We start from the raw sequence: 26,766 nt of genomic DNA, 5'->3' as shown, positions 1-26,766 counted from the left end.
TGACGAGACCCGGGTGGATGCGCGTCCGGGGTATGCGGCTGACGGGCTTTAGGCCTAAGCCGGTACCATTTTAGCCACCTCCATGCGGTCGTAATTCCGGTGCTGGGCGATGGCGTCTACGAAGGCCTGGGGCTTACCGTCCACGAAGACGGCCTTGTCGTCGTCCATATACTCGCCGACGTGGGTGGCTTTCAGGAGTTGGATGCCTTCCCCGTCCACGGCGATGGCCTTGCAGTGCATGAAGGCCTCATCGACGAATTTCTTGTACTTGGCTTTCTTCAGCAGCGCGTCGACGGACTTCTTCCCGCCGGGGATGTACACCGCGTCGAAGAGGACGCTCTCCGTCATCATGATGCCGGAGAACACTTCGTGGTCGTGCCCCTTGCTGCAGGTGATCGTGCCGCCGTGGGGGGCGACGATCTTGACTACGGCGTTTTCGGCCTTGAGCTTGTCGGTCATGGCGGTGAAGTCTTCGGCGTCGAAACCGTCGGCGGCCAGTACGGCGATCTGCCGGGTGGCGATGCCTTTGCTGCCCATGCGGAAGGTGAGACTCAGCGCGTCGGATTTGTCGAGGTAGATCTTCTTCTTCGGCGGCTGCATCTTCTCCACGTCCGCGTCGGCGCTGATGGCCTGGTTAACGGGGCCATCGACGCTGTCGGGAACTTCCAGGCCGAGGCCTTCGGCTACCTGCTGCGCAAGCGCTTCATCGATCTGGCTGATCTGGTACAGCATGCGCTTCTGGACGTGGGGGTAGGTACACTTGCCGAGTTCGAAAGTGTAGGCATCGGCGGTGTGGGCCTTTTCCCAGTCGGTGAGGCTGCGGTAGAACAGGGCGGGCTGGCTGTAGTAGTCGACGAAGCTTTCGCTACGGGCCCGGATCTTGTTCCCGTCTATGCGCTCGGTGTAGGATTCGAAGGCACCCTCCTTCTGCGAAGTGAGGAAGGGGCAACCACCGCCGAGGGTATTCGGGAAGTAGGCGGTTTTGCCCTTGGGTACGGACATCTGCATGTGGCCATCGCGCTGGTCGTTGTGGTTGGGGGCCAGGGTCCGGTTGATGGGGATCTGCTCGAAGTTGACGCTGCCGAGGCGGCTGAGCTGGGTATCGCGGTAGCTGAACAGGCGGCCCTGCAGCAGCGGGTCGTTGCTGAAGTCCAGACCGGGCACGAGGTGAGTCGGCAGGAAGGCCACCTGCTCGGTCTCGGCGAAGAAGTTGTCGGGGTTCCGGTTGAGGGTCATCTTGCCCACGACCTGCAGGGGCACCATTTCCTCGGGGATCAGCTTGGTGGCATCCAGGAGGTCGAAGTCGAACTTATGCTCGTCTTCCTCGGGGATGATCTGCAGGCCCAACTCCCATTCGGGGAACTGGCCGGCGTCGATGGCGTCCCAAAGGTCGCGGCGGTGGAAATCGGGATCGGCCCCGTTGATCTTGACGGCCTCGTCCCAGGTCACGGAGTGGGTACCCTGTACGGGGTTCCAGTGGAAGCGAACGAAGTGGGCGACGCCCTCGTCGTTGATCATCCGGAAAGTATGGATGCCGAAGCCCTGCATCATGCGCAGGCTGCGGGGAATACCGCGGTCGCTCATGACCCAGATGTGGTTGTGCAGGGCTTCGGGCGTCAGGCTTACCCAGTCGTAGAAGGTATCGTGGGCGGATTGCGCCTGGGGGATCTCGCGGTCCGGTTCGGGCTTGACGGAATGGATTAGGTCGGGAAACTTCATCGCGTCCTGGATGAAGAAGACGGGGATGTCGTTGCCCACGAGGTCCCAGACGCCTTCCTCGGTGTAGAATTTCACGGCGAAGCCGCGCACGTCGCGGGCCAGGTCGGGGCTACCCTTAGAGCCGGCTACCGTAGAGAAGCGGGTGAAGACGGGGGTTTTACGTCCCACGTCATTGAAGATCCCGGCTTTGGTGAACTGGGGGATGGCTTCGTACAGTTCGAACACCCCGTGGGCGGCACTGCCGCGGGCGTGGACGATGCGCTCCGGGATGCGCTCGTGGTCGAAGTGGTTGATCTTTTCCCGTAGCCAGAAATCTTCCAACAGGGTTCCGCCGCGGATACCGGCCTTGAGGGAATTGCCCGCGTCGTTGACCTTGAGCCCCATGTTCGTGGTCATGGGTTGATCGGTAGCGTCGGAGCGGAACTGGTCCAGTTGATCCTGCTTGGCGGATTGACCGGAGGGTACGCCGTTGTCTTTAGCACTCATAATTCGATAGATTTATTAAATCGGCCTTTGAAAATTGCAATCAAGAGGCGAGGTATAGGTAGGGTAAATTCAATGTCCCGACTGCGCATACACGGGGCTACATTGAACGGGAGGTAGCGGTGAGGATTACCCGTTGCTGGGTAATTACTACCAACAACCCAAGCCATTCGGGGGTGTTCGACCGTTTGCAGGGCCGGGGACGGTAAGGGGCAAGCATTTGACCGGTCAGCCAACACCGCTCCTGCGTCCGCGCAAAAAAAAATTTCACCTTCCCGGCCGTTCGCCGACTACCCCCTGCCTAACGCTCCCGCTTTGAACTATGGCCGATCCATAACCCTTATCATTGAACCAATACAACTAATAGCGGAGGCCGCTGCGATGGGGCCCCGGCAAAACACATTATCTATGGAAGACACCAATAATAAAGGCATTGAGCAGGAAGGCCGGTCCCACGGCCAATCCCAAAATCAGTCCAACCAGCCCGACAACGGCAAGGTCTGGGAAGTCAACGAATCAAGCCGCAGCTGCCCCTTCCTCAGCGGCGCCCACTCCACGGCCAGCGCCGGTACCAGCAACCGTGACTGGTGGCCCAACGCCCTGAACTTAAGCATCCTGCGCCAGCACAACGAGAAGTCCGACCCCATGGGCAAGGACTTCGACTACGCCAAGGAATTTGAAAGCCTCGACCTCGAGGCCCTGAAGCAGGACCTGCGCGACCTGATGACCGACAGCCAGGACTGGTGGCCCGCCGACTTCGGTCACTACGGCCCCTTCTTTATCCGCATGGCCTGGCACAGCGCGGGTACCTACCGCATCCAGGACGGACGCGGCGGTGCCGGATCGGGCGATCAGCGGTTCGCTCCCCTGAACAGCTGGCCGGATAACGCCAACCTGGACAAGGCTCGTCTCCTGCTGTGGCCCATCAAGAAAAAGTACGGCCGTAAGATCAGCTGGGCCGACCTGCTGGTCCTGACCGGCAACATCGCCCTGGAGACCATGGGCGTGGAGCCCTTCGGCTTCGCCGGCGGCCGCGAGGACGTCTGGGAGCCCGCCAGTGACATCTACTGGGGTAAGGAGAGCGAGTGGCTCGGCGACGAGCGCTACACCGGCGACCGCCAGCTGGAAAGCCCCCTGGCCGCCGTACAGATGGGACTGATCTACGTGAACCCCGAAGGCCCCAACAGCGAGCCCGACCCGATGAAGGCCGCCCGCGACATCCGCGAGACCTTCGGCCGCATGGCCATGAACGACGAGGAGACCGTGGCGCTGATCGCCGGCGGACATACCTTCGGTAAGGCCCACGGAGCCGCCGATCCCGAAAAGTACGTCGGTGCCGAACCCGCCGGAGCGGGCATTGCCGACATGAGCACGGGCTGGAACAGCAGCTACGAGAGCGGCCACGGTGCACACACCATTACCAGTGGCCTGGAGGTCACCTGGACCCGTACGCCGACCCAGTGGAGCAATGACTACTTCACCTTCCTCTTCCAGTACGACTGGGAGCTCTACAAGAGCCCGGCCGGTGCCTGGCAGTGGAAGCCGAAGAACGGCGAAGGCGAAGGACTCATCCCCGATGCACACGACCCGAACAAGAAGCATCACCCTTCCATGTTCACCACCGACATCGCCCTGCGCGTGGATCCGGCCTACGAGAAAATCTCCAAGCGCTTCCGCGACGACAACGAGGCCTTCAAGGATGCCTTCGCCCGCGCCTGGTTCAAGCTGATCCACCGCGATATGGGACCGAAGAGCCGTTTCCTCGGACCCGACGTGCCGCAGGAAGACCTGCTGTGGCAGGATCCGCTTCCCCAGCGCGATTACGACCTGATCGACGACAACGACGTAGCCAATCTGAAGCAGGCCATCGCCGATACCGACCTGTCCGTCCGTGAACTGGCCTACACCGCCTGGTCCAGCGCCGCTACCTTCCGCAACTCCGACAAGCGCGGCGGTGCCAACGGTGCCCGTATTCGTTTCGCCCCTCAGCGCCACTGGGAAGTGAACAAGCCGGAGCAGTTGAATAAGGTGCTCGGCAAGCTGGAGGAAGTGCAGAAAGGCTTCAACGACTCCCAGTCGGGCAACAAGCACGTATCGATCGCCGACCTAATCGTACTCGGCGGCAACGTCGCCATCGAAAAGGCTGCCAAGGCCGGCGGACACGACGTCACCGTACCCTTCATCCCCGGCCGCGTCGATGCGCTGGAGGAGCAGACCGACAAGGAAAGCTTCGAGGCCCTGGAGCCCTACGCCGACGGTTTCCGCAACTACGTGAACCGCAACAACCCGATCAACGCTTCCGGCGAGGAGTTGCTCGTAGACCGCGCCCAGCTCCTTACCCTCACCGCTCCCGAAATGACGGTGCTGGTAGGTGGTATGCGCGCGATCGGACTGAACTACGACGATTCCAAGTACGGCATCTTCACCGACCGGTCGGAGGCCCTTACCCAGGACTTCTTCAACAACGTGCTCGACCTGGGCTACAAGTGGAAGGCCACGGACGATAACGACACCCACTTCGAAGGCAAGGATCGCCGTGGTGGCGACAAGACCCTCACGGGAACCCGCGTCGACCTGATCTTCGGCTCTAACTCCGAACTGCGCGCCCTCGCCGAGGTGTACGCCGCCGACGATGCCGAGGAGAAGTTCGTCAGCGACTTCGTCAAGGCCTGGACCAAAGTGATGGACGCCGACCGCTTCGACGTGAAGTAGCGACGACTTCAGTCGTCAGGCTGTAAATGATTTAAGGCGATCCGGTGACGGGTCGCCTTTTTTTGTCGTGGAGGTGGGCTGAGTGGTCGCTGCGCGACGGAGGGTAACCGCTGAGAAAAGAAGGGACGCTGATTTTCGCGAAACGGGTTAAACACAGAGGCTTCGCTTCACGGAGGGAAGCACGGAGGGAGAGGACAATGAGTGGTCGCTGCGCGACGGAGGTTTGCCGCAGAGAAAAGAGGGGACGCTAAGTTTCGCGAAGCGTGGTGCGAAAGCCACGCAGTGGCATCGACAATTCGGGTAGGCATGAGCTGCGGGAAACCACGGAGTAGCGGCGCAGCCAATCTGTGTTCAATCCGTGCCCAAAATTCGTGGACCGCGAAGCAGCGACGAAGTCAATCCGTGTTGAGAAAACAAGCCGCAGGCGAGTCCGATAGCTGCCGGGACGGTAGCTTTTTTTACTTCATACTTCAACTACCTTGCTTCCCCCACAAGCCGTAGGCGACCAAAAAACCCACCCGACATCAATCCAGGTAGTTGCCCGCTGAGTTACCGATCCGCAGGATCCCACCCCCCCAGCAGCGCCTCCGGATCCCGGTACCGCTCCGCTTCCTCCGCAGTAAGCTGGTGCGACCACTCTACTCGCTCCTTGGTAGCCGCGCCGGGGCCGCTGTTGCCATACTCAGCATAGTAAGCCGTACTTTCCTTCTCTTCACTCCCCCAGTTGTGCCAACCCTCGGGATGCACCACCTCGCCCAGCTCGCAGTCCAGGAAGACCGTCTGCGCGTAATCCCGCCAAGGCCGGCCCAGGTAGACGCTGCCGGCCGGCGCGCTCCCCTCGATGGTGCAATTACGGAACACGAAGCCCACCGAATCCTGTTCCTCGGTAGACGCGGCGGTAATGTAACCGGGAGATTTGCAGAAGATGGTACAGCTATCGAAGACCGCCGTCGACCAGCCGAAGATGAAGTCCACCGTACCCTCGATGTAGCAGTTGTTGTAGTACTGTCGACTCTCGCGGCCGTGGGGGTAGAGCGTATCCTGGTTGCCGAGGAAGCGGCAGTTGGTGAAGGTGACCTGGTCGCCGTCAATGCGTACCGCTACCGCCTGGCCTACCGGTCCGGCGGCATTCTCGAAGGTGATGTTTTCGGCCGAAAACCCGTCACCAAAGACGTAGAAAGAAGTGGACCCCGAGGTGCCAATCTCCTCCCCGAAGCGGTTTTCCCGCTGGGCGTAGTCGTCGTAGGTGAGGATGGTCCCGTCCGGACTCTCCCCGATGAAGCTAACGTTCGTGGCGGTCGGGGGCAGCACGAGCTTCTCTTTATAGGTGCCGTTCCGAATATAAATGTAGGTTCGGTTTTTACGCAGGGCGGGCACGGCGTCGATCGCGTCCTGTACGTGGGTGAAGTCACCGCTTCCGCCGGCGTCCACCACGAAATCGTAGGCGCGTCCATCCTGGGCGGAGAGACTGGAAAGGGCCAATAAAAGGAAAAGAGCGGTTGTCAGGATACGCATGTTGGCTGATTGATCGGCTTATTCGGCGAGTATACGTTGCGCCGGGCCACCGCTCCCCTCCCCTTTTCAGCATGTCTATTCAATTTTTCACCGCTTGCTATATGGGCGTCGAAGCGCAGGTGAATAGATACCAGGAAACGGTTTACCCTAGCCTCACCGAGGGCCTCCGCTCCCTGGCCTAGGCGTTTCCTTGCTCGTCGGTAAAACCACTCGGTTGAACGAAATTGCTGGCAGGCGCCGGGGTATTGCGGCAAATTGTAAGGAAATCAATGCCCCTTCATGGTCACTTCCACCCTTGCCGCATACCGCGAAGACCTCATCGTCCGCACCAAGACCGGTATCGAGTTTATGCTCGCCGCTACCTTGGTGTGGTTCGGAATAGCGCTGATTTGGCTGACTCCGTACGCCGCCTACGATAAAAGCGTGCTGACCTTTATGGTAGGCGCGGTCATGTTGCCCCTGGCGCTGCTCCTGAGTAAGGTCATGGGAACCACCTGGAAGCTACCCGACAACCCCCTCCAACCCCTGGGATTGTGGCTGAATTTCGCTCAACTATTCTATTTCCCGATCCTCGTTTTCCTGTTGCTGCGCTCACCGGAATACTTCATCATGGGGTACGCCATCATTACCGGCGCCCATCTGTTTCCCTACGCCTGGCTGTACGATGAACTGGGATACGCGGTGGCCGCAGGCGTTATTTCTCTCGGTGCACTGGGAATAGCCTTGTTCCAGCCACCGACGTCCGTATACCTCATTCCCCTGTTTACGGCGGGCTGTTTTCTGTTACTATCCGGGTGGATGCTGACGCGTCGGACCTGGGCTAGGGGTGTAGGGGCCCACTAGCGCGCTGCGTATGGGATGGGCCGCCCCTTCTCGATACCTTACCCCACTTCGAAATACCTTCGCCATGCTTCGCCTGTTGCTTACCCTGTCATTCGTTTGGTCCGTATTTACGCTCCACGCCCAGCCGGCGCTCAGCCCGGAGGAGTGGCGGGAAGACATTCGCTTTCTACAACGGACCGTGCACGATGACTATCCCTTCCTTTTCAAAAAGGTAACCGCCGAAGCCTTCGACGCGGCCGTGGAGGAGCTTTACGCCGCCGTACCCGACCTGGAGGACCACGAGGTATCGGTCGGGATCGCCCGCCTGATCGCGCTGTTCGGCTACGGGCATACCCGCCTGGGGCTGGATGCATGGAATTCCGGTAATACACTGGGCTTTCAGCAGATGCCCTACAACCTGTACGCTTTCTCCGACGGGATATACGTACAGGGCGCCCACCGCGACTACGCCCGGGCGGTCGGCGCACGCGTGACCCACGTAGCGGGCACGCCCGTGGAGGCAGCCATCGCGGCGATCCGCCCCGTCGTCCCGGTGGAGAACGAGCAATTCCTGCAGGCGTACGGCCTAGGCTACCTCGGCAATCCCGCCGTACTCCACGCCCAGGGCGTAACCGAAGAACGGCAGGAAACGGTGACCCTGACCCTGGTGAAGGACGGCCGGTCATTCGACGTCACCTTTGCCCCGGCATCCTACGACGGCTACCCCCTCGAGTATGGGATGCTGCCCGACGACGGCAACTGGATGAACGCCCGGGACCAATCCACGACCCCACTCTGGCTCAGGCACCTCGACAAAGTGTATTTCTATGAGTACCTACCCAACAGCAAGACCGTCTACGTACGCCAGAGCCAGGTAGAGCACGACCCCACCCAAATGCTACCGGACTTTTACGAGGAGGTGTTTGCGTTCGTCGAAGACAACGACGTGGAACGCCTGGTACTGGACGTCCGCCTCAATGGGGGCGGCAACAACTACAATAATCTGCCCGTCGTCACCGGCATCATCCGCACGGATAAGATCAACCGGGTGGGCAAGTTATTCGTCATCATCGGCCGGCGCACCTTCTCCGCGGCCCAGAACCTGGTCAACGAACTGGACAACTACACCAACGCCATCTTCGTCGGGGAGCCCACCTCGGAGAACGTCAACTTCTACGGAGATAACCGCGCCGTCGAACTCCCGAAGAGCCAGCTTCAACCCCGGCTCTCCTTCGCCTGGTGGCAGGATAAGCCGCAGTGGGAAAACGCCGACTGGCTGGCACCCCACCTCCCCGCCGATCTCTCCTTCGCCGACTACCGCGATAACGTGGATCCCGCGATGAAGGCGATCCTCCGCTACAACGGTGAACTGACCTACCTGAATCCCATGGCTCGGCTGACGGAGCTTTTCAATCTCGGTAAAATGGACGAGGTGGCAACCGAGGCCCGCCAGTTCGTGGAAGACCCCAATTACCGCTACTACCCCTTCGAACGCACCTTTGCCCGAACGGGTAGCAATCTGCTCTCCCAGGGGCAGATCGAGGCGGCAATGTTCGTACTGGAGATGAACGCGGAGCTGTTTCCGGATTCGGCCGGTGCGTGGGATAGTCTGGCCGAAGCCCACCGCAAGGCCGGCAACGAAGACAAGGCGGTCGAACTGTACCGCAGGGTGATCGCGCTGGACCCCGACGGCGCCACGGGAAAGCACGCCAGGGAGATGCTCGCGGAAATGGACGCGGAGGAGTAAGCCCGCTACTTCAGGGCCAGGCGTCGGTTCAGGCGTTCCGCGTTCCCGGCATCGTGGGAAGAGAGGAAAATGACGGGCTGCTCGTCCGCCAGTCGGAGCAGCCGGCGACAGCTCTCGCGGTTGTCGGCTTCGTTCTGGATGGTGGCCGAAAAAGAATTCTTGAACAGCCGCTCCTGGTCGTAGACAAGATCACCCGCGAAGCAGATCAGGCCATCGTCCGTCTTTAGAAGCACCGAGCAGTGGCCGCGGGTGTGGCCGGGAGTTTCGACCAGGATCAGGTCCTCGGCCTCCGTGAGGTAGCGGGCGCGGGGGAAGGGCCCGAAACTTCCGTCGAGGGCTACCGGGTCGAACTGCGTGGCTTCCGGCCACAACCGGGGAAAGGCACTGTCCTTCGTTTCCCATTCGTGGTCGCTTACGATGACGGGAGTACCGGGGAAGTGCCCGAGGCCGCCGGTATGGTCGGAATGGAGGTGAGTCAGGACGATCCGGTCCACGGAGTTGGCGGATAGCCCCACGGCCTCCAGTAAGTGGTCCACCTCTTCTTCCCGCTCGATGCGGAAGCGCATTTCTTTGGTAAAGTAGTGGCGGGAGAGGAAGTCCTGCCCCCGGTAATGGTCCGGCTCCGTCATCGTCACGGTATTCCCAGTGTCGATGAGGAAGGTCCCTTCCGGGTGTTCGATGACCCAGGTCCAGACCGGCATAAAGTCCGCCCACTGCTTATCAACGAAAGAAAGCAGGGTACGCAAGTTACCCGGCCGCGTGCAGTTCATGACCTTATCCTTGAGGGCCAGCGTACCCGTGGATAGCCCGTGGACGCGCAGGGTATTCCCGTAGGAGCGGAGTTCGGTGCTGAAAACGTGGGGCATGCGGCGGTTCTTCGGAGAAAGATAAGCCGCCGGACCACCTACCGCTCCGGGTCGAAGAGTTCGGCCGTGTAGGTCAGCAACTCGGGTCCGCCGGGTTCGCCGTGACCGGGTACCACGACGCGCAGGCGGGGAAAGCTATCCCGGACGGTTCCGATGGTGGCCGACCAGCGGGCGGTGTCGGCATCGGCCAGGTTGCCCTTGGTAGCCCCTGTTTCCTTGACCAGGCAGCCGCCGAAGAGGACCCGATCGGCGGGTACGTATGCGACGACGTTGTCCGGGGTGTGGCCGGGGCCGGGGTGCAGGGTGAGCGTTTCAATGTCTCCGACGGAGAGGGAAATTCGTTTGTCGAAGGCGTTTTCCGGTACCGGATTGCCTTCCTCCTGCGCTCGGCGCACTGTTGCGGCTAGTCCATAGGAAGGGATGCCGCGCCCGTGAAAAGCGGCCAGGCCACCTACGCAGTCGTCGTGGAAGTGGGTGGCTACGACGGCCTTGATGGTGGCCCCGAGCTCTTCCCCGATGAAATCGACCAGTTCACCGGCCGTAGCGTCGGTACTCGGGGAATCGAAGACGAGCGCTTCACCGTCGTTAACCACGATGAGGCCGTTGCAGGGGACGCGGCCATATCCGGGTACGTCCAGGTAGGTGAGGTGGCGGTAGGTGTGGTCGGTAAGCCGGTTGACGGTGAGCGTTTCGGAGGTGTAATCGGTGCCAGCTTGCGGGCTGCTCCGGCAGGCGAAGCAGAGGAGAACGGGGAGGAGCCATTTCATGCGGAAAAAGTAAGCGGACGGACAGGGTGGGACAGGGCAGCTCCTGCGGCAGGTTTTCCGGTTTGTCGGCACCCGATCCGGCACCGTGAACCATACCGACTGGCCTCCATCCTAACCGCTGCTGCTTGCCCGAAGATAGTCAGCACGCGGTATTGCTTTATTGATCAGTGGCTGCTTTTTCTCCAGTTGCCTTTGCCGCATCCGGTGGAGCATACCATCAGGATTACTTCAGATGCCGGTCCAGAAACGCCAGCACCTTCGTCCGCACCTCCGGCACGTCGAATTCCGGGCCGTAGTGCGGCGCGCCCGCCACGATGATCAGCTCGTTTTCCACCCCCGCCACGGTGAGCCAGGAGCTCAGCAGGCGAGACTGCTTGGGATCCACCTGGTCGTCGCGTTCGCCGTGGACGATGAGGAAGGGAGGGTCGCCGGCGTCTACGTAGGTAACGGGGCTGGCGGCGCGGGCCAGATCGGGGCGATCCAGCGGGGCGGCACCGATCAGCACGCTCTCCGGCGACCGGCTATCGGCCGCACCGGGAAAAAGCACGAGTTCGGCGGGACCGTAGAAATCGACTACGGCCCGGATCCGAAAAGCGGTATCGGTGGCGGTCAGGAAATCCGGGTTTCCGCTGTTCCGGCTGAGCCCGACTAGCGAAGCCAGGTGACCACCCGCGGAAAAGCCCATGAGGGCGAAGCGGTCGGGGTCGAGTCCGTAAGCCGTCGCGTGGGCGTGTAAATGCGCGATGGCCGCGTTACAGTCCTGCAATTGGGCGGGAAATTTGGCCTGGGTGCTGTTGCGGTAATCGATGGAGGCGAGGGCATACCCCCGGTTGATGATTTCGGCGATCGTGCCGCCCATGTAGCTCATGTCGGCGTACTTATCGTTGACGAGCCAGGCCCCGCCGTGGATCCAGATTACCAGGGGCAATGGTCCGGTGGCGTCAGCCGGAAGGTAAATATCCAGCAGGTGCTTGCTTAGGGTATCGTTCTGGTAGGGAATATTGGCGTGCAGAACGGTACCGGCGGGAAAGCGATCGAGCACGGGATTACTCTGGGAGCAGACCAGCACCGGGAGGAGGACCGTAAAGACGAACAGAAGTTGTTTGGGCATCGGGATGGCTAGGGCTTGGCTTGCATTAAGGTAGGCTTTTGCAGCATGGGATTTTGCATTCGGGCACCTCCCGCCGGTTTGACCGGTACGGTAGGTGTCGGCCGTATCTACGTTTTACGCCTAGTGTCAGTAGCCACGCTGGCTACTCCGCTACCGCCGCCCGGAACTGTTCCTCGTATCTCGCGACTACTTCCTCCGCGAAATCTTTGTCCAGCGCCGCCCGTGTGTATTCGGCGGCCACGGCAAGTTGCTCCCTGTCGCCGTCCGCCACGGCGGCACCGAGCTTATTGAAGGATAGGAACATGAGGGCTATATCTACATCCGTGGATCCGTATAGGGTGGAATAGATTTCCTTATGCTCCAGGAGGCGGTCCGCGACCCGGTCGGGAATATCTTCGGAAGCGAAGTAAAATAGCGTGGAAAAGTATCCTTCGGAAAAGACGTTTCGCTCCGTGTCCCAGTACTCACGGAATGCTGTGGAATCGACCTTCGTATTCGTGCGGTTGACGTAATCGATGTAAAAGCCGGGATATTCCGTGCCATCGATATGGTTGGAATAGCCGGCGATTACCGTATCCCCCTGGCTGCGCCGAAGCGCCTGCTCGGTGAATACCAAGACGCTCTGGGATAAGGCTTCGAAATCGTCGCCCGGAAAGCCGTATTTGCGGGCCACCAGGTATCCCTCCGGATTCAGGATCAGGCCGGTGGGATAACTGGAAACGTGATGCTTCTTGGACAGGTGAAAGGTGGTGTCGTTTTCCGCGTCGTAGCGCAGGAGCACGAAATCCTTACCCAGCACGTCGCGGACCGAGTCGTTCTGAAAGATCAGCTTATCCAGCTCTTTGCAGGGCGCGCACCAGCTGGTGTAGAAGTCGACAAATACCAACTTGTCGGATTCGGCGGCTTTGGCCAGGGCGGCGGGGTAATCCTGTTCTACTATGTCCAGGCCTTGCCCATTGGCCAGCAGCGGGGGCAGGGCAAGGAGTAGACTGAAGATCCAGTGAGGTTTCATTCGTTGTGTTTGAGATCGGGTACTCAGACCAGAGCGAATGGTTACACGATTGCAGGAAAAATTGGGGAGACCCCGAAGAAGGGCCGCTTACATAACCAGCACGGCCAGATCGTCCACCACCAGATCCGCCCCGGCGGCCATCAGTTGAGCGCGGGACTGAGCGCCGGTGGTGACCCCCACCGTCAGCCCGCAACCCGCCCGCCGGCCCTCCTCGATATCGACGGCGGAGTCACCTGCCTTGGCCACGAAGGTCGGCACCCGGATGCCGGACAGCTCCATCAGCAGTTGGATCATATCCGGAGCCGGCCGGCCGGCGGCCACGTCGTCGGCCGTTGCCAGCAGGTCGTACTGCTCCCCCTTTTTCCACTGCATCTTGCGCAGGAGGCGCTCGGCGGTTGCGCGGTCATAGCCGGTGTTGAGCGCTACGGTTACCCCGTTACGCCGAAGCCGGCCGATGAGATCGGCCGCTCCGGGGAAGGACCGTACCGTAAGGTCGCCGTAAGCCTCCGTCAGTTCCTCGCGGAAATTGGCGTAGAGTTCCCGGGCTCGGCCGTCGTTGCCATCGATGCGCTGCAGAATATCCCGGATGGCCTGCAGCTTTTCCTTGCCGGCGCCCTCCCGGAGGACGAGGGGTAAGTCCAGGTCGTAGCCCGCGCGCTGCAGGGTGGAGAGTAGCGTTTTATACACGACGTTGTCTTCGTTGACGGTGGTGCCGGCCATGTCGAAAACGAAGAGGCGCAGATCGGAGGGAAGGCGAAAGGTATCCAAGGAGATGGAGTTGCTGGGGGGGTGATGATTAATTCCGGCTGGCGGCGGGGGTCGCTACGGTTTCCGGGTGGAGCGGCGTACCGTCGTACAGGTGGGCGATGTGGGCCGCCGAGAATCCCGGACCGGCCGTCATCCCCTTGCCGCCGATTCCGGTGACGACGTGGATGCGGTCGCCGATACTTTCCAGGTGGATGTCACGGTTGCGGCACTGGCTGTAGTAGCCGTTCCAGCTGGCGTCGATCGTCCAACGGGGCAGGTCGAAGATCTTTTTGGCCTCGTCCACCATGTAGTCGTTGAGCCGGGGGCGGTTTTCGAAGGAGAGCGCGTCTACCTCCCTGGCGGACGCGTACTCGTGGGTATCCCCGAGGATAATCGAACCGTCCGGGCTCTGCTTGAAGAGGATATGGACGCCCCACTGTTTCCAGAAGGCGCCCGGGTCTTCCGTTTCCTTCACGCGGGCGTAGCTCGGGCAGTCGCGGAAAGCCTCGTACCGCCGGATGCTCAAACCCGTCAGGATATTGCCGGGAAGCTGGGGACCCGATCCCGCCGCGATCCGCAGCATTTGCAGTTTGCACAGTTCCAGGTCGCTGGCCCGTAGCCGTTCGGGAAAAAGGGAGCGAAAATCACCACCGCTGCAGACGATGGCCCGTTCGGCGCGGTATTGATTGCCGTGGTTGTCGCGGGCCTGCACCCGCGCTCCGGCGCCCTTCAGCTTAACGATGCGGTGGCCGGGGCGGTAGTCCAGTCCGCGTTCCGCGACTAAATAAGCCAGTACCCGACCGATCATTTCGCGGGCCTCGACGGTCACTTCCTCTGGGAAAAACAGGCCGCCCACGCAGTAGTCCGACCGCAGGCCCGGGTAGCGGTGCCGGCATTCGCTGGCGGTAAGCAGCTGACTGGGGTAATCGTTTGCCCGGTTGATATCGGCCATTTCCTCCAGCAGCCCCAATTCGTCGTCGTCCGACGCCAGGTAGACGCTGCCGAGCTGACGCAGGGTGATGTCGGTCCGAGAGTGCAAATCTTTATAAATAGCCAGGCTGCGCCGACCGTGTGCCTGCCACTTCGGCTGCATGCCCGACGGCACGATCTGGCCGAAGTTGCGCACCGTGGCTCCGCGCGGGGTGGTCGAGGCTTCGCAGAGCGTTACCGACAGTCCCCGATCGAGCGCCGCGGCCGCGTGGAAGGTGCCGAGGACGCCGCCCCCGACGATGAGTAGATCGGATTGGATCATGGCTTATTTTTTGGTGGTGGACAGGACAGCGGAGACGGGCTTACCCACTTCGGGTCCGTCCGCCCCCGGATAGTCGTAGCCGAGCAGGGCGGCCAGCGTGGTAGCGATCTGATCCTGGTAAAGTTGGTGGTCGCCGGTCATTTCACCGCGGTTGGGGGTGTCGGGGCCGATTACCGCCAGCCAGATGGCATCGGAGCCGGGGTAGTCATGGCCGTGGTCCTTCCACTTTGCCATGGGGCTGTCGCCGCGACCGTGGTCAGTGGTGATAAGGAGGGTGGTCTTGCCGGCGTACTGGGGATCGGACTCCAGGAATTCCCACAGGTCGCGCCACATGGCATCGGTGGCGTGGGCGGCGTCGAGGTAGCGGTTGTAGCTGCCGTCGTGGGCGAAGTCGTCGGTTTCCCCGTAGCTGATGAAGGCGACGCGGGGGTGATCCTTACGCAGCTTCTCGAGGGCGAAGTTGTGGGTGAGCATATCGGGCCGGACGCCGCCCCAGAGCCTCGGGGCCTGCTCCTGTAGCTTGTTGATGAATGCCTCCCGCTCCGTGAGGTCTTCCTCCGCCACGTTGTAGCCGCTGTTGACGGGGATGCCGCTGCGCTCCTCGTTGACGATCCAGTCGAAGACGTCCCAGCTGCCGAAAGCGACGACCTTGCCCCTCAGCTCCTCCTTGCCGTTAAGCCATTCCAGCACGGTGACGTTGGGGTTCGGGATCTTATCGTTACTGTTGATGGCGGGGTCGGCGCGGCCGGTCAGGATCTCGTTGTAGCCGGGGTAGGAGAACCACTGGTCGTTGTGGCAATCGACCCGGTTGGCTTCCCAGCGGTTGCCGAAGACCATCCCTTTCGGGGCCAGGGATTCCCAGAAGAAAGGCATGAGTAGGCGACGTCTTTCTTCGGCGGTCGGGGCCAGGTAGCTGGCTTCCATCCGCTCGCGGTCGCCCGTGAAGGCTTCGTTGGCGATCATGGAGTCGACCGCGCCGCCGAACAGTTCCTGCCAGCGTAGGCCGTCCATGGTGATGAGGATGACGTTTTCCGTGGCGGTCTGGGCGGACGTGCCGGCGGTAAAACACAGCAGGAGCGAAAGGGTGAGGAAGGTTTTCATAGCGTGGTCGGATGAAGGGTGGGAGAAAGCGGGGGGTGAGCGTGGGTGGACGGAAAGCGGCGGCTAACCGCGAACCAGCCGTACAAACTGAGGGCAAGCGTCGCCGCGCCGACGAGGTAGGCCAGCGCGGTCAGAAAACCCAGCCAGCCCATTTCGGGGGCGCCGAGGCGCAGGAGCAATACGACGATGGATCCGGCGTAGCCACCGGCATCGGCGAGGTAAATCAAAAAGCCGGCGGTCGCGGCCTGCCGGAAGGCGCCAATCAGCCGGTCGAAGTAAATGGCGTTCAGCGGCACGTAGGCGAGGTAGAGCCCTAAACCGATGGCTACCATCCAGGGTCCGCCGGCCAGTACGCCCAGCGAAAAGGCGACGGTTGCCAGTAAGATAAGGGCCGCGGCCCCGGTAAACAGCCCATGGTAGTAGCGCAGGGCCCGCCGGTTAGACTGGATGCGGTAGCCGATCAGCAGCGGCAGGAGCGTCAGCAAGGCCACGGGCAACTCCGCCAGGGTAAAGATTTCCGGGGTATCGCCGTAACCCAGGTCGGCCCAGAGCTCGGCGGCGAAGTTATCGCGGATGTCGCGCAGCGTAGTGATGAGGACGTAGAGGGCGAGCACGGCGATGAGCCCCGGCCCGAGCCGTCGAAGCAGCGATCGGCGCTCGGCCCGTGTCATCGGCTTGCGCAGGGTACGGGCGGCGATGTCTTCCCGGTCCGGCGGGGGCAGGCGCGACAAGCCGTAAATACACCCCAGCAAGGGCAGAAAAAAGAGGCCACCGGTGACCGCGGGCATCCAGTACGCCCCGGTTGCACCGAGCAACAGCGATCCCACCGTCTTCACCGCCCCGCTACTGACGATGAAGCTGACGGACAGCATGGCCCCCAGGATCTCCGTCGTGCGCCGGCCCTCCAGGTAGCTGAAGACCACCCCCCAGATGAGGCCGAGCGGTAGCCCGTTCAGGAAGAGCCACACGGGGGCGGACCAGTGGTCGCCGACCAGCCCGAAGGCTACCAGTGCCAACTCCGCGCAGAGAATGAGCGCGATAAAGAAGCGCTCCCGCCCCACCCGGCTCAGCTCCGAAATGACCCGGATGCCGATAAACTTCGATAGGGCATAGCCGAAGACCTGGGCGACCACCACCGTGGTCTTGAAATCGAGTACGCCGAACAGCGCGCCGGCGGCCGAGAACTCCGCCGCCGTAAAGGGCTTGCGGAAAGCATACGTGCAGAAGTAGGCGCCGAAGGCCAGCAGTCCCGCCCTAAGCATACCGTGGTGACTTAGGGGCGCAGGAGCTGATCGTGGAGGTAGACCACGAGCATGCGGGCCGGTTCGGTTCCGTGATTGTGGGGGACGTGGGGAATGCGGCCGTCGTAGAAGAGGCTGTCGCCGGGGCGGAGCTGGAGCACCGTGTCGCCGATCTCGTAGTCCAGCTGGCCGGCCAATACGTATTTGAACTCATAGGCGTCGGTGGTTACTTTGTCGCGGCGCGAGCCGGGTTCGATGGTGAGTAATACGGCCCGCAGCGCGAAGTCCCGGCCCTCGCCGGCCAGCAATTGCAGGTAGTCGAAACCCCGGCTGGCGAGTTCCCGCTCGATCGGCTCGGCAGCCTCCGCCCGCTGGTGGACGTAGGGCGGCGGGGGCGCGGGACCGAAGTCCTGGAAAAACTCCGCCACCGGGCATTCCATGGCGGCGAGGTAGCGGAAGAGCAGGGGCAGGGTGGGAATGCTCCGGCCGGTTTCCACCTTGGAGACCATCCCCTTCGTCACGCCCACGGCCGTGGCCACTTCTTGCTGGGACAGCTTGCGCCGCCGCCGTAAACTCCGCAGTCGCGGACCGAGATCGAGTAGGGAAGTCTGCATACGTTCCGGGGCAAACTTAGCCCGTTCGCCCCCCGGTCCCAAGCGTTCACCCCCCGTGTAAAGCGGAATTCACGGTAAAATAACGGTGGCTTAATACGGGCGAAAAAAGGTTTCTCCCTGGTAAACCCGCACCGCCCCGGGAACACATTTACTTAACGCAACTGGCTATTTTTCAGTCAATTACCCAGGTCCGGGCTTAACCCAAACTTAAACGGCTGGTGTTGGCGGTACGCGGTCGCTGCCGTGACCTTTGCGGCGAACACACGACTCACGCCATGAAACTGATCTACCTCACCCTCCTTACCTGCTGCCTTGCGGGCGTCACGCCCCTCGCGGCCCAACAAACCGTAACCGGCCGGATCACCGATCCGAACAACGAGCCCTTAATCGGCGCTTCCGTCCTGATTCCCGGAACAAATGCCGGTACGGTCACCAACTTCGACGGCGACTTCGAACTGACCGTTCCCTCCCTGAACGACACCCTGCTGGTTACCTACGTCGGCTACGAAACCCTCCGCGAGCCCATCAACGGCCGCACCGAGGTGATGTTCCTGCTCCGCGAAGGCGCCCTGGACCTGAACGCCGTGACCGTCACCGCCCTCGGCATCGAGCGGGAGGCCAAGGCCCTGGGCTACGCCGTCCAGGAGATCGACGGCGAGCAGCTCGACCGCGTCAAGGACCCCAACCTGATCAACAACCTGGCCGGCAAGCTCGCCGGGGTGCGGGTCACCGGCGGCGGCTCCGGCATCGGCTCCTCCAGCCGCATCGTCATCCGCGGGGAAAGCTCCCTGAGCGGCGACAACCAGCCGCTCTTCGTGGTCAACGGGGTGCCGATCAACAACGACAACGGAAACAACGGCGGCGGAAACGGCAACATGGCCGCCGACTACGGCAACTCCGCCGCCGACATCAACCCCGACGACATCGAAACCATCACTGTACTCAAGGGCGCCAACGCCACCGCCCTCTACGGCAGTCGGGCGGCCAACGGCGTGGTGCTGATCACCACCAAATCCGGGGCCGGCAAGCGGGGTATCGGCGCCAGCTTCTCCAGCAACACCACCTTCGAGCGGCCGCTGCGCATCCCCGAATACCAGAATAGCTACGGCCAGGGAGCCGGGGGGCAGTTCGCCTTCGGTGACGGATTCGGGGCCGGCACCAATGACAACATCGACGAAAGCTGGGGACCCGCCTTCGCCGGCAATCCGCTGATCGTGCAGCACAATAGCCCGACCAGCTCCGGACTGCGGGCGGGTGACTTCGCCGTCCGGCCCCGTACCGAAGACGGACAGTTCGCCGACGAAGCCACGGCCCTGCCCTGGACCGCTGCCCCCGGCAACATCGAGGACTTCTTCGAGACCGGCTACACCACCATCAATACCGTAGCCCTGTACGGCGGCGACGAGCAGCGCAACTTCCGCCTCAGCTACTCCAACACGGCCAACGAGGGCATCCTGCCGAATACCGACCTGAGCCGCAATAACCTGACCCTGGACGTCGGACAAAACTTCCTGGACCAAAAGCTGCGGGTACGCGCCAACGCCAACTACATCAACAGCAGTTCCGACAACCGCCCCAATAACAGCTACGGCACCGAGAACGTAATGTACCTCTGGGTATGGTTCGGCCGGCAGATCCAGATGAATAGCCTGCGCGACTACTGGCAGCCCGGCCAGGAGAATATCCAGCAGTTCAACTACAACTACAACTGGCACGACAACCCGTACTTCACCATGTACGAGAACACGAATGCCTTCGACGAGAACCGGCTGTTCGGCAACGTCAACGCCACCTACGACTTCACCGACGAGCTCCAGCTGATGGTCCGCTACGGCCTCGACACCTACGACGAGCTGCGCACCGGCCGGCGGGCCTGGTCCACCCAGCGCTTCCCCCGCGGCCAGTACCGGGAGGACAACATCTTCTTCCAGGAGCGGAACGCCGACTTCCTGCTGACCTACGCGCCGCAGATCGGCGAGACCTTCACCGCTACCATCAGTGCCGGTGGCAACCAGATGACCCAGGAGCGCCGCTTCCGCCGCACCTCGGCCAACGAACTGGCCGTGCCCGGGGTGTACAGCTTCAACAACGCCGCCATTCCGCTGGTCAACAATCAGTTCAACAGCCGCCGGCGCATCAACAGCCTGTACGCCACGGCCAACCTCGGCTTCCGGAACTTTCTTTACCTCGACCTGTCGGCCCGCAACGACTGGTCCAGCACCCTGCCCGCGGCCAACAACAGCTACTTCTATCCCTCCGCTTCGCTATCCGCCGTACTCAGTGAGGTGATCGACTTTCCCGCCGCCGTGAGTTTCGCCAAGCTGCGGGCCGGCTACGGCCAGGTCGGCGCCGATACCGACCCCTACCGCCTGCTCGGCTACTTCCAGTTTTCGTCTAATACCTACGGGGGCCAGTTGCTCGGCACGGAAGACAACCTGCTCGCCAACGCCAACCTGAAACCCGAGCGGCTGAATACCCTCGAGTTCGGCGCCGACCTTCGCTTCCTGCGCGGCCGCCTCGGGCTGGACCTGACGTGGTACAACAACGTGTCGCGCGACCAGATCCTGCAGGTGCCGGTGAGCCAGTCCAGCGGCTACGGCGCCCGCTACTTCAACGCCGGCGAGATCGAGAGTAAGGGCGTGGAACTGCTGCTCAACGGCGAGCCCGTGAGCCGGGGGAACTTCGACTGGCGCGTCAACCTCAACTTCACCCGCGCCCGCTCCACGGTGAACGAGCTGGCCCCGGGCATCGAAAGCTACCAGCTCAGTTCGAATTACCTGACCGTACTGGCCCGCCCCGGCGAACGCATGGGCGACGTGTACGGCACCGGTTTCGTGCTCATCGACACCGAGACCAACGAACGGGTGACCGTGGACGACGTAGCCGACATCAAGGATACCTACGCCCACCTCTACGACGCAAACGGCTTCCCCGTCCGCGACCCCAATCTGCGGCGCCTCGGCAACTATAACCCCGACTTCCAACTCGGCCTGAATAACGACTTCCGCATCGGCAATGTCGACTTCGGCTTCCTCTGGGACTGGTCGCAGGGCGGCGTCATCATGAGCCGGACGCTGCTGATCGGCGGCACCTCCGGCATGATGGCCGAAACGGCGGAGTACGACCGGGAAACGACCGACTTCATCGGCGGCACCACCCGGGTCACCGGCGTGAGCGAGCTCGATCGCAACGGCGTGGTCGCCACCGGCGACGGCACCTACGTACCCAACACCACCGCCCTCAGCGCCCGCGATTTCTACTGGAGCCACTTTAACCGCGACAACGAGACCGTCGGCATGTACGACGCCACCTTCCTGAAGCTGCGCGAGGCCCGCATCGGCTACAACCTGCCCCGGGAGTGGGTCAGCGGCATCGGCGCCCAGCGGATCCGCCTGAGCCTTATCGGCCGCAACCTGCTGCTCTTCACCGAGAACCCCCACTTCGACCCGGAAGTCTTCAGCTACGGCGGGGGCGGCATCGTGCCCGGCGTGGAAGACATGGCCACGCCCAGCAGCCGCAGCTTCGGCTTCAATCTGAACGTCGTCTTTTAATCCCCTTTCCCTTCCTGATTTTCTCTTCTCCTGCGCTCCGACGCAAAAATTATGGCGACGGAGCGCGGGAGAAAAGCACGTACTAAAAAGCAATGTCCGATGGCACGCCCTTTATCCCTTCTCTTCCTGGCCGTGGTGCTGTTCGCCTGCGGTGACCTGGAGGAATTCAACGAAAACCCCAACGCCCCGAGCATCGAACAGGCCAGTCCCGACCTGATCCTGCCCAAGATCCTCTACGAGGTGGGCAACGAGCTCACCTCCAGCCTGGCCTGGGGCACCGGCAATACCCTGGCCCAGCTGGTGGCCAGCAACAACTTTACCGGCACCGACCGCTACCTCCTCGGCAGCTACGGCGGCACCTGGAACCTGCTGTACCGCAACGCCCGCGACGCGCAGAACGTCATCGCCCTGGGCGAGCGCCTCAACAATCCGAACTACCAGGCGGCCGGCCTGCTGCTGCGTGCCTTCTGTATGCAGTTCCTGACGGAGATGTACGGCGACGTGCCCTTTTCAGAGGCCCTGGCCGGCAAAACGGAGGGCAACTTCCAGCCCGCCTATACGCCTCAGCGCGAGATCTACGTGCAACTGCTGGCCGACTACGAGCGGGCCGCCGACCTCTTCGACCCCACCGTGGGCCTGAACGGCGATATCCTGCACGACGGCGATATCCCCCGCTGGATCGAATTCGCCAATGCCCTGCGCCTGCGTACGATGATGCGCCTGGAGGATAAGTGGGACGAAGTGGGCCTCAGCGCCGCCGACCTGCAATCCTTCGTGAGCGAGGCGAATCACATGGACGAGCTGGAAGACTCCGCCCTGCTGCCCTACCTCCCCGTCGGCGCCAACCGCTGGCCCCAGCACACCGGCCGCGTGGGCGGCTTCGACGAAAAGCGCATGAGCGTAACCGTCGAGGGGGTACTGAAGGAGCTCAACGACCCCCGGCTCGGCATCCTCTTCCGGCCGGTGGACAATCCCGACAGCGACGAATACGTCGGCGTACCGAACGGCCTCAGCGAAGACGCCGCCTCGAACTACAACGGCGGGGCGCTGAATCAGAGTCGCCTCGGCACCCGCTTCCGGGAAGAGCCCGATGCGGTGGACATGGTATTCATTCACTATCCCGAAGTGCAATTCCTCCTGGCCGAGGCCGCCGAAAAGGGCTACATCGCGGGCGACGCGGAGGCCTTCTACCTGGAGGGCATCCGGTCCACGATGGCCTACTACGGCACCGAAGCCACCGACGAATACCTGAGCCAGGAGGGCGTCGCCTACACCGACGACCGCGACGAGAACCTGCGCCTGATCGCCCGGCAGAAGTGGCTGAGTCTGTTCATGGTCGGCCTGGAGGCCTGGTTCGACTACCGTCGCACCGGCATGCCCGAGCTAACCCCCGGCCCGGATGCCACCCTGGACCACATCCCCCTCCGCATCCAGTACCCCGACGAGGAGCAGGTGCTTAATACTGCGAACTACGAGGCCGCCGTGACCCGCCAGGGCGCCGACATGATCGGCACCCCTACGTGGCTGCTGGGCGAATGAGCTATTTAGTTGATTAAGTAATTACATTGCCGGGTTTCCGTCTGCGGACGGGAACCCGTTTTGCTGTTTCCAGGCAGCGAGGCATGCCGTAGCTTTAGGCCGTCCGATGTGGTCTGACCGCTTCCCGTATGCACTATTACTTCCGGTTGCAACTCCTGCGGGCCAGCCGCCGCCTGGCCGATTTTGGCTTACCGCTGCCGGTGGCCGTCGGACTGGGGTTGGCAGGTTGGGTACTCGGGGCGGTATATCTCTACGGCCGCTTCACCGCGGCACCGTATATTTTGGTAGCCCTGACGATCGTCACCCTCTGGCCGTTGTCGGCCGGGGCGCGTTTCGATCGGCTGGAACGCCTGTTTTCCCGGCGGGACGTCCGGTTGATCCGGTATACGGAGCAGCTGACGGGCGGATCGGTAAGTCTGCTGGTGCTCCTCGGCTACGGGAGTTGGCTGGCGGCCGGGGTACTGCTTGCCCTGCTTTCGCTCCTGGCGGAATTCCGGCGGGGCGGTTCGGGTATCTTCGTACTACCGACGCCCTTTCGCAGGTACCCCTACGAATCCGCCGTCGGACTCCGTCGCTACGGGTGGGTGCTGCCGCTGCTGTATTTCGTGGCCTGGCAGGGAGTGTCGGCCGATAACGTCAACCTGCTGCGGTTCACTGGGGTGGGCTGCGGGCTCCTGGTCATGTCGTTCTACGCCGATACGCCGCCGCCGGAGCTGCTCCGGATGTACCGGTCCGGTGCCCGCGGATACCTACGGGATAAAATCAGGACCGCGGGCTACGCCTATACCCTTTTCGCCCTCCCGATCTGGGTCGCGCTCGGCGTGGTGTGGCCGGACGGATGGGTGTTGCACCTGCTGGTCATCGGCCTGGGATTGCTGTACATTACGGGTATGATCGTGGTGCAATACGCCGGGTATCCCCGACAGCCTGACTTCCTGCGCTCCGTCGCCCACGTGGCCGGCATGTGTTTCCCCCCGCTGCTCCTGATTTTGCTCATCGGTTGGTACCGGGAAGCCCGGCGCCGGCTCAACGCTATCCTGACGTGATGGTCGTCCGCAACCTCACCCGTTCGTTCGGTACGATGCCGGTCCTGCGGGGAGTCGACCTCGACCTGCCGGCGGGCACGGTCCACGGCATCGTGGGTCACAACGGGGCGGGCAAGACCACGCTCTTTCGTTGCCTGGCCGGGTTGCTCGACTGCCGGGGAGACATCCAGCCCCGGCCGGCGGAGGTACGTACGCGGATCGGATTCTTGCCGACCGATCCGAGCTTTCCGAGTTACGTTACCGGCTGGGAGTACCTGAAGCTCTGCTGCGCCGCCCGCCAGCTACCGACCGAGGACTTTGCCGACCAGAACCTCTTCGACCTGCCCCTCGACCGCTACGCGGAGGATTACTCCACCGGCATGAAAAAGAAGCTGGCGTTGTTCGGCCTCCTCGTCCAGCAAAACGATCTATACCTGCTCGACGAGCCCTTCAACGGGGTCGATATTCAAAGCAACCTCCTGATGCAGGCGCTGCTGCGCCGCCTGCGCGAACGGGGAAAAACGGTATTGCTCTCCTCCCACGTCTTCGCGGGGCTACGGGAAAACTGCGACGCCATCAGCGTGCTGCGCGACGGCCGGATCGAGCGCACGGTAAGCCCGGACGCCTACGACTCCCTCGAAAAGGAATTGCGCGACTACGTCGTCGGCGCAAGGCTGGATCGGCTGCGTATCGATTAACATCCGCAGTTTCCGGATACGAGGTCACCGCGACGGGGGGGAAGACGCCGGACAGCCTGATTTATTCCAGCACGACGGTTCGTCCGCTTGCCGCACTTTGCTTCGCCGCATCCAGAATGTCCACTACCGTCAGGTTGTTTTCCAGCGCGGAAAGGTCGGTCGGGTCCACGCTGATATCCCCCCGCACCACGGCGGCCAGGAAGGCGAAGGGGTCATCGTAGGGGGCCGGGCGGGGGTCCAGGTGCACGGACTCCTCCTCAAAGCCATCGTAGCCCTCGGCCATGCGCACCCGCAGGTCGCGGCCGTTGTCGGCGTACACCGCCCCGGTCAGGCCGTAGATCTCGAGGTCCTTGCGTCCCATCGGCCAGTTCCAGCTGGGCTGGAGTAGGGCTACGGCATCCGGGTAGGTGAGGATGATGATGGCCTCGTCCTCCACCTCCGGGTTGTTCTCCGCTTGCAGCTGCTGGGTGACGGCCGTCACGGTCAGGGGCCGCCGGCCGTCCATCAACCAGGTCATCAGGTTGGCGCCGTAACAGCCGAAATCGGTCAGGGCGCCCGCGCCATTCAGTTCGGGGTCGGTGAGCCATTCCAGAAACTCGGGCCCCACGCTGATCTTCTTCGGACCCCGGTGGCCGTCGCGCACGATGACCTTCCGGATGTCGCCGATGCGGCCTTCTTTTTTTACCAGGGCGTAGGCTTCGTGGTTGGTGGGGTACCAGGTGGTTTCGTAGTTCGTCAGCAGGTGAATGCCGTGCGTACGGGCCAGTTCGGCCATGCGCCGGGCGTGGTCGGCGCTCACCGCCAACGGTTTTTCGACCATCACGTGGATGCCCCGCGGCGCGCAGAACTCTACGATCGACAGGTGATCGAAGATGTTGCCGAAGGCGGCCACGGCGGCCGGTTGGCGGGCCGCGACCATGGCCTCCAGCGTCGGGTACACCAGCGCGGGGTCGAAGCCGTACTGCTGGCGGTAGCGCTCGACCAGGGTATCGTTGTCTTCGACGATGCCGACGATCTCGATGTCGCCCCTCCCCTCACTGTTGAAGATGCCGTGTACGTGGGAATGGGTCAGGCCGGCTACGCCGACGGGCAGGGGATCCACCTGTGCATTCAGTGACGGGCCAGCCAATAAAAGCACGGTAAGGAGCCAGGCCATACGACCTACGCTGTGGCTGGTCGGATGACCGGCCGGAGCCGATGGCAATAAGTCGCGAAAGAACAACAGGAGCTTGGGCATGACGAAGTTTAAGCTGGAAGAAGGTAGCGCTTTTTCACGGCGGTAGGACGGGCACCGTAGGCATGCCAATCCACCTAACGCGTACCGGGGAGCGTTGGGAAGCACTCGGATCGAAAACATGCGCGGGACGATTTCCCGGCAACCGGGATCACTCGACTTCCTCCTTCTCGCAGACGATACGCCAGAACTTCTGGACGGGCTGTTCCCCCTCCGCCCGGGTGGGTTCGGTGACCTCCTCGGCCTCGATGAGCCCGTAATCGCCGAACTCCGACTCCACGGCTCGGTCGTCGTAGAAGAAGAGGCTCACCCCGTGTCGGGAGACGAAGCTGTTGTCGCCGATCGCTTCTCCCTCCCCGTAGGTGGCGTTTTCGGTAGAGAGGGCCACGAAGATCATGTAGCCCCCCGGTGCGAGGTGGCGGTAGCAGTCCTCGATCAGCTTGCGGCGGCCGGCGGGATCGAGCAGGTGGATGAGGGCGTAGCAGAAGATGCCGTCGTAGAGGGCCTCGTCAAAGGGCATATCGCCCACCGAGCCGTGATGGATAACCACCTCCGGCGGCAAATGGCGACGGGCCAGCTCGATGGCGGTCGCCGCGATCTCGATCCCCGTTACCCGCATGCCCGCGGCGGTGAAAGGCCGCGCGTTGCGTCCGTAGCCGAAACCGGGGATGAGGACGTGCCCGAGCCCTTGTTGTTGAAAAAAGTCCGCCGCTTGTCGCGCGGCGTCGGCGGGGGCTTGCCCCCACATTTCCTGCTTATCGCGGAAACTGGCTTCCCAAAATTCCATTCGGCTTCCTTTTGACCGGCAAACTTACGGTGGGTTCCGCTGTGGATCGGGCGAAATACGCAAGCCGTTAGTTCAGCGAGGGAACCAAGATTTTCCCGCCAACGGACAGGTAACGGCCCCGGAAGGGACCTCCATCACCAGCCAGGTCCGCGCCGAGCTGCGGGAAATGGGGGGTCGCCGATCGGCGCGAAAGATCCTGGCAGCCTGACGACTGAAGTCGTCG

General features: G+C 62.4%; 20 protein-coding genes. 7 read left to right on the top strand and 13 right to left on the bottom strand.

Annotated elements, in window-relative coordinates:
* Window positions 1-54 precede the first annotated feature (54 nt).
* Window positions 55-2,205, bottom strand: a complete 2,151-nt coding sequence (locus CLV84_RS01635; protein ID WP_104417997.1) for a catalase — start codon at window positions 2,203-2,205, stop codon at window positions 55-57.
* A 405-nt stretch (window positions 2,206-2,610) separates the two neighbouring features.
* On the opposite strand from CLV84_RS01635, the gene katG reads away from it, so the two are divergent.
* A complete protein-coding gene (katG, locus tag CLV84_RS01630) occupies window positions 2,611-4,914 on the top strand; it encodes a catalase/peroxidase HPI (RefSeq protein ID WP_104417996.1) in 2,304 nt (767 codons plus the stop codon).
* 549 nt (window positions 4,915-5,463) lie between these two features.
* On the opposite strand, the gene CLV84_RS01625 is transcribed toward katG, so the two are convergent.
* Window positions 5,464-6,429: a pectinesterase family protein gene (locus CLV84_RS01625; RefSeq protein WP_104417995.1), complete on the bottom strand. Its 966-nt coding sequence runs from the start codon at window positions 6,427-6,429 to the stop codon at window positions 5,464-5,466.
* 279 nt (window positions 6,430-6,708) lie between these two features.
* Here CLV84_RS01625 and CLV84_RS01620 point away from each other — a divergent pair, with 279 nt between their 5' ends.
* Both CLV84_RS01620 and CLV84_RS01615 read left to right on the top strand, forming a co-directional pair.
* The gene (locus tag CLV84_RS01620; protein WP_104417994.1) at window positions 6,709-7,272 is read left to right on the top strand and encodes a DUF7010 family protein; all 564 of its coding nucleotides are present in this window, start codon (window positions 6,709-6,711) and stop codon (window positions 7,270-7,272) included.
* Between the two features lie 64 nt (window positions 7,273-7,336).
* Entirely contained in the window at window positions 7,337-8,998 is a 1,662-nt protein-coding gene (locus CLV84_RS01615; protein WP_104417993.1) for a tetratricopeptide repeat protein, read from the top strand.
* Between the two features lie 5 nt (window positions 8,999-9,003).
* On the opposite strand, the gene CLV84_RS01610 is transcribed toward CLV84_RS01615, so the two are convergent.
* The 9 genes from CLV84_RS01610 to CLV84_RS01570 form a co-directional block, all read right to left on the bottom strand.
* On the bottom strand, window positions 9,004-9,864 hold the full coding sequence (locus CLV84_RS01610) for an N-acyl homoserine lactonase family protein (RefSeq protein ID WP_104417992.1): 861 nt from the start codon (window positions 9,862-9,864) through the stop codon (window positions 9,004-9,006).
* A 38-nt stretch (window positions 9,865-9,902) separates the two neighbouring features.
* On the bottom strand, window positions 9,903-10,631 hold the full coding sequence (gene bla / locus CLV84_RS01605) for a subclass B1 metallo-beta-lactamase (RefSeq protein WP_104417991.1): 729 nt from the start codon (window positions 10,629-10,631) through the stop codon (window positions 9,903-9,905).
* 223 nt (window positions 10,632-10,854) lie between these two features.
* Window positions 10,855-11,742, bottom strand: a complete 888-nt coding sequence (locus CLV84_RS01600; protein WP_104417990.1) for an alpha/beta hydrolase — start codon at window positions 11,740-11,742, stop codon at window positions 10,855-10,857.
* 142 nt (window positions 11,743-11,884) lie between these two features.
* The gene (locus CLV84_RS01595) at window positions 11,885-12,754 is read right to left on the bottom strand and encodes a thioredoxin family protein (protein ID WP_104417989.1); all 870 of its coding nucleotides are present in this window, start codon (window positions 12,752-12,754) and stop codon (window positions 11,885-11,887) included.
* Between the two features lie 87 nt (window positions 12,755-12,841).
* Window positions 12,842-13,522 carry a phosphonatase-like hydrolase gene (locus tag CLV84_RS01590; RefSeq protein WP_211295133.1) on the bottom strand — a complete coding sequence of 227 codons (681 nt, stop codon included), beginning with the start codon at window positions 13,520-13,522 and terminating at the stop codon, window positions 12,842-12,844.
* Between the two features lie 28 nt (window positions 13,523-13,550).
* Window positions 13,551-14,753, bottom strand: coding sequence for a TIGR03364 family FAD-dependent oxidoreductase (locus CLV84_RS01585; protein WP_104417988.1), 1,203 nt, complete (start codon window positions 14,751-14,753; stop codon window positions 13,551-13,553).
* A gap of 3 nt (window positions 14,754-14,756) precedes the next feature.
* Window positions 14,757-15,854: an alkaline phosphatase family protein gene (locus CLV84_RS01580; protein ID WP_104417987.1), complete on the bottom strand. Its 1,098-nt coding sequence runs from the start codon at window positions 15,852-15,854 to the stop codon at window positions 14,757-14,759.
* Window positions 15,851-17,116: a DUF5690 family protein gene (locus CLV84_RS01575; RefSeq protein ID WP_104417986.1), complete on the bottom strand. Its 1,266-nt coding sequence runs from the start codon at window positions 17,114-17,116 to the stop codon at window positions 15,851-15,853. Before CLV84_RS01575 ends, CLV84_RS01580 begins: the two co-directional genes overlap by 4 nt.
* An 11-nt stretch (window positions 17,117-17,127) precedes the next feature.
* Window positions 17,128-17,709 (bottom strand): helix-turn-helix domain-containing protein, encoded by a 582-nt coding sequence (locus tag CLV84_RS01570; protein WP_146088672.1) that lies wholly within the window; start codon window positions 17,707-17,709, stop codon window positions 17,128-17,130.
* Between the two features lie 275 nt (window positions 17,710-17,984).
* Here CLV84_RS01570 and CLV84_RS01565 point away from each other — a divergent pair, with 275 nt between their 5' ends.
* The 4 genes from CLV84_RS01565 to CLV84_RS01550 all read left to right on the top strand — a co-directional run bounded on the left by CLV84_RS01565 (window position 17,985) and on the right by CLV84_RS01550 (window position 24,522).
* Complete coding sequence (locus CLV84_RS01565; RefSeq protein ID WP_104417984.1) at window positions 17,985-21,260, top strand: SusC/RagA family TonB-linked outer membrane protein; 3,276 nt, start codon at window positions 17,985-17,987, stop codon at window positions 21,258-21,260.
* A gap of 99 nt (window positions 21,261-21,359) precedes the next feature.
* Window positions 21,360-22,799 carry a SusD/RagB family nutrient-binding outer membrane lipoprotein gene (locus CLV84_RS01560; protein WP_170067523.1) on the top strand — a complete coding sequence of 480 codons (1,440 nt, stop codon included), beginning with the start codon at window positions 21,360-21,362 and terminating at the stop codon, window positions 22,797-22,799.
* A gap of 128 nt (window positions 22,800-22,927) precedes the next feature.
* On the top strand, window positions 22,928-23,845 hold the full coding sequence (locus tag CLV84_RS01555) for a hypothetical protein (protein ID WP_104417982.1): 918 nt from the start codon (window positions 22,928-22,930) through the stop codon (window positions 23,843-23,845).
* On the top strand, window positions 23,845-24,522 hold the full coding sequence (locus CLV84_RS01550) for an ABC transporter ATP-binding protein (RefSeq protein WP_211295131.1): 678 nt from the start codon (window positions 23,845-23,847) through the stop codon (window positions 24,520-24,522). Before CLV84_RS01555 ends, CLV84_RS01550 begins: the two co-directional genes overlap by 1 nt.
* Before the next feature lie 61 nt (window positions 24,523-24,583).
* On the opposite strand, the gene CLV84_RS01545 is transcribed toward CLV84_RS01550, so the two are convergent.
* Together CLV84_RS01545 and CLV84_RS01540 are read right to left on the bottom strand one after the other, a co-directional pair.
* Window positions 24,584-25,759: a Gfo/Idh/MocA family protein gene (locus CLV84_RS01545; protein WP_245911346.1), complete on the bottom strand. Its 1,176-nt coding sequence runs from the start codon at window positions 25,757-25,759 to the stop codon at window positions 24,584-24,586.
* A gap of 148 nt (window positions 25,760-25,907) precedes the next feature.
* Window positions 25,908-26,543, bottom strand: coding sequence for a class I SAM-dependent methyltransferase (locus tag CLV84_RS01540; protein ID WP_104417980.1), 636 nt, complete (start codon window positions 26,541-26,543; stop codon window positions 25,908-25,910).
* Window positions 26,544-26,766 lie beyond the last annotated feature (223 nt).

The organism is Neolewinella xylanilytica (genome assembly GCF_002934605.1).
GTDB classification, from domain to species: domain Bacteria; phylum Bacteroidota; class Bacteroidia; order Chitinophagales; family Saprospiraceae; genus Neolewinella; species Neolewinella xylanilytica.
This window is presented reverse-complemented; position numbering and strand designations above follow the sequence as displayed.

Bases quoted from the DNA above. Each gene is read 5' to 3' on its own strand.
- CLV84_RS01635 (WP_104417997.1), bottom strand. From the start codon at position 2,205: ATGAGTGCTAAAGACAACGGCGTACCCTCCGGTCAATCCGCCAAGCAG.
- katG (WP_104417996.1), top strand. From the start codon at position 2,611: ATGGAAGACACCAATAATAAAGGCATTGAGCAGGAAGGCCGGTCCCAC.
- CLV84_RS01625 (WP_104417995.1), bottom strand. From the start codon at position 6,429: ATGCGTATCCTGACAACCGCTCTTTTCCTTTTATTGGCCCTTTCCAGT.
- CLV84_RS01620 (WP_104417994.1), top strand. From the start codon at position 6,709: ATGGTCACTTCCACCCTTGCCGCATACCGCGAAGACCTCATCGTCCGC.
- CLV84_RS01615 (WP_104417993.1), top strand. From the start codon at position 7,337: ATGCTTCGCCTGTTGCTTACCCTGTCATTCGTTTGGTCCGTATTTACG.
- CLV84_RS01610 (WP_104417992.1), bottom strand. From the start codon at position 9,864: ATGCCCCACGTTTTCAGCACCGAACTCCGCTCCTACGGGAATACCCTG.
- bla (WP_104417991.1), bottom strand. From the start codon at position 10,631: ATGAAATGGCTCCTCCCCGTTCTCCTCTGCTTCGCCTGCCGGAGCAGC.
- CLV84_RS01600 (WP_104417990.1), bottom strand. From the start codon at position 11,742: ATGCCCAAACAACTTCTGTTCGTCTTTACGGTCCTCCTCCCGGTGCTG.
- CLV84_RS01595 (WP_104417989.1), bottom strand. From the start codon at position 12,754: ATGAAACCTCACTGGATCTTCAGTCTACTCCTTGCCCTGCCCCCGCTG.
- CLV84_RS01585 (WP_104417988.1), bottom strand. From the start codon at position 14,753: ATGATCCAATCCGATCTACTCATCGTCGGGGGCGGCGTCCTCGGCACC.
- CLV84_RS01580 (WP_104417987.1), bottom strand. From the start codon at position 15,854: ATGAAAACCTTCCTCACCCTTTCGCTCCTGCTGTGTTTTACCGCCGGC.
- CLV84_RS01575 (WP_104417986.1), bottom strand. From the start codon at position 17,116: ATGCTTAGGGCGGGACTGCTGGCCTTCGGCGCCTACTTCTGCACGTAT.
- CLV84_RS01570 (WP_146088672.1), bottom strand. From the start codon at position 17,709: ATGCAGACTTCCCTACTCGATCTCGGTCCGCGACTGCGGAGTTTACGG.
- CLV84_RS01565 (WP_104417984.1), top strand. From the start codon at position 17,985: ATGAAACTGATCTACCTCACCCTCCTTACCTGCTGCCTTGCGGGCGTC.
- CLV84_RS01560 (WP_170067523.1), top strand. From the start codon at position 21,360: ATGGCACGCCCTTTATCCCTTCTCTTCCTGGCCGTGGTGCTGTTCGCC.
- CLV84_RS01555 (WP_104417982.1), top strand. From the start codon at position 22,928: ATGCACTATTACTTCCGGTTGCAACTCCTGCGGGCCAGCCGCCGCCTG.
- CLV84_RS01550 (WP_211295131.1), top strand. From the start codon at position 23,845: ATGGTCGTCCGCAACCTCACCCGTTCGTTCGGTACGATGCCGGTCCTG.
- CLV84_RS01545 (WP_245911346.1), bottom strand. From the start codon at position 25,759: ATGCCCAAGCTCCTGTTGTTCTTTCGCGACTTATTGCCATCGGCTCCG.
- CLV84_RS01540 (WP_104417980.1), bottom strand. From the start codon at position 26,543: ATGGAATTTTGGGAAGCCAGTTTCCGCGATAAGCAGGAAATGTGGGGG.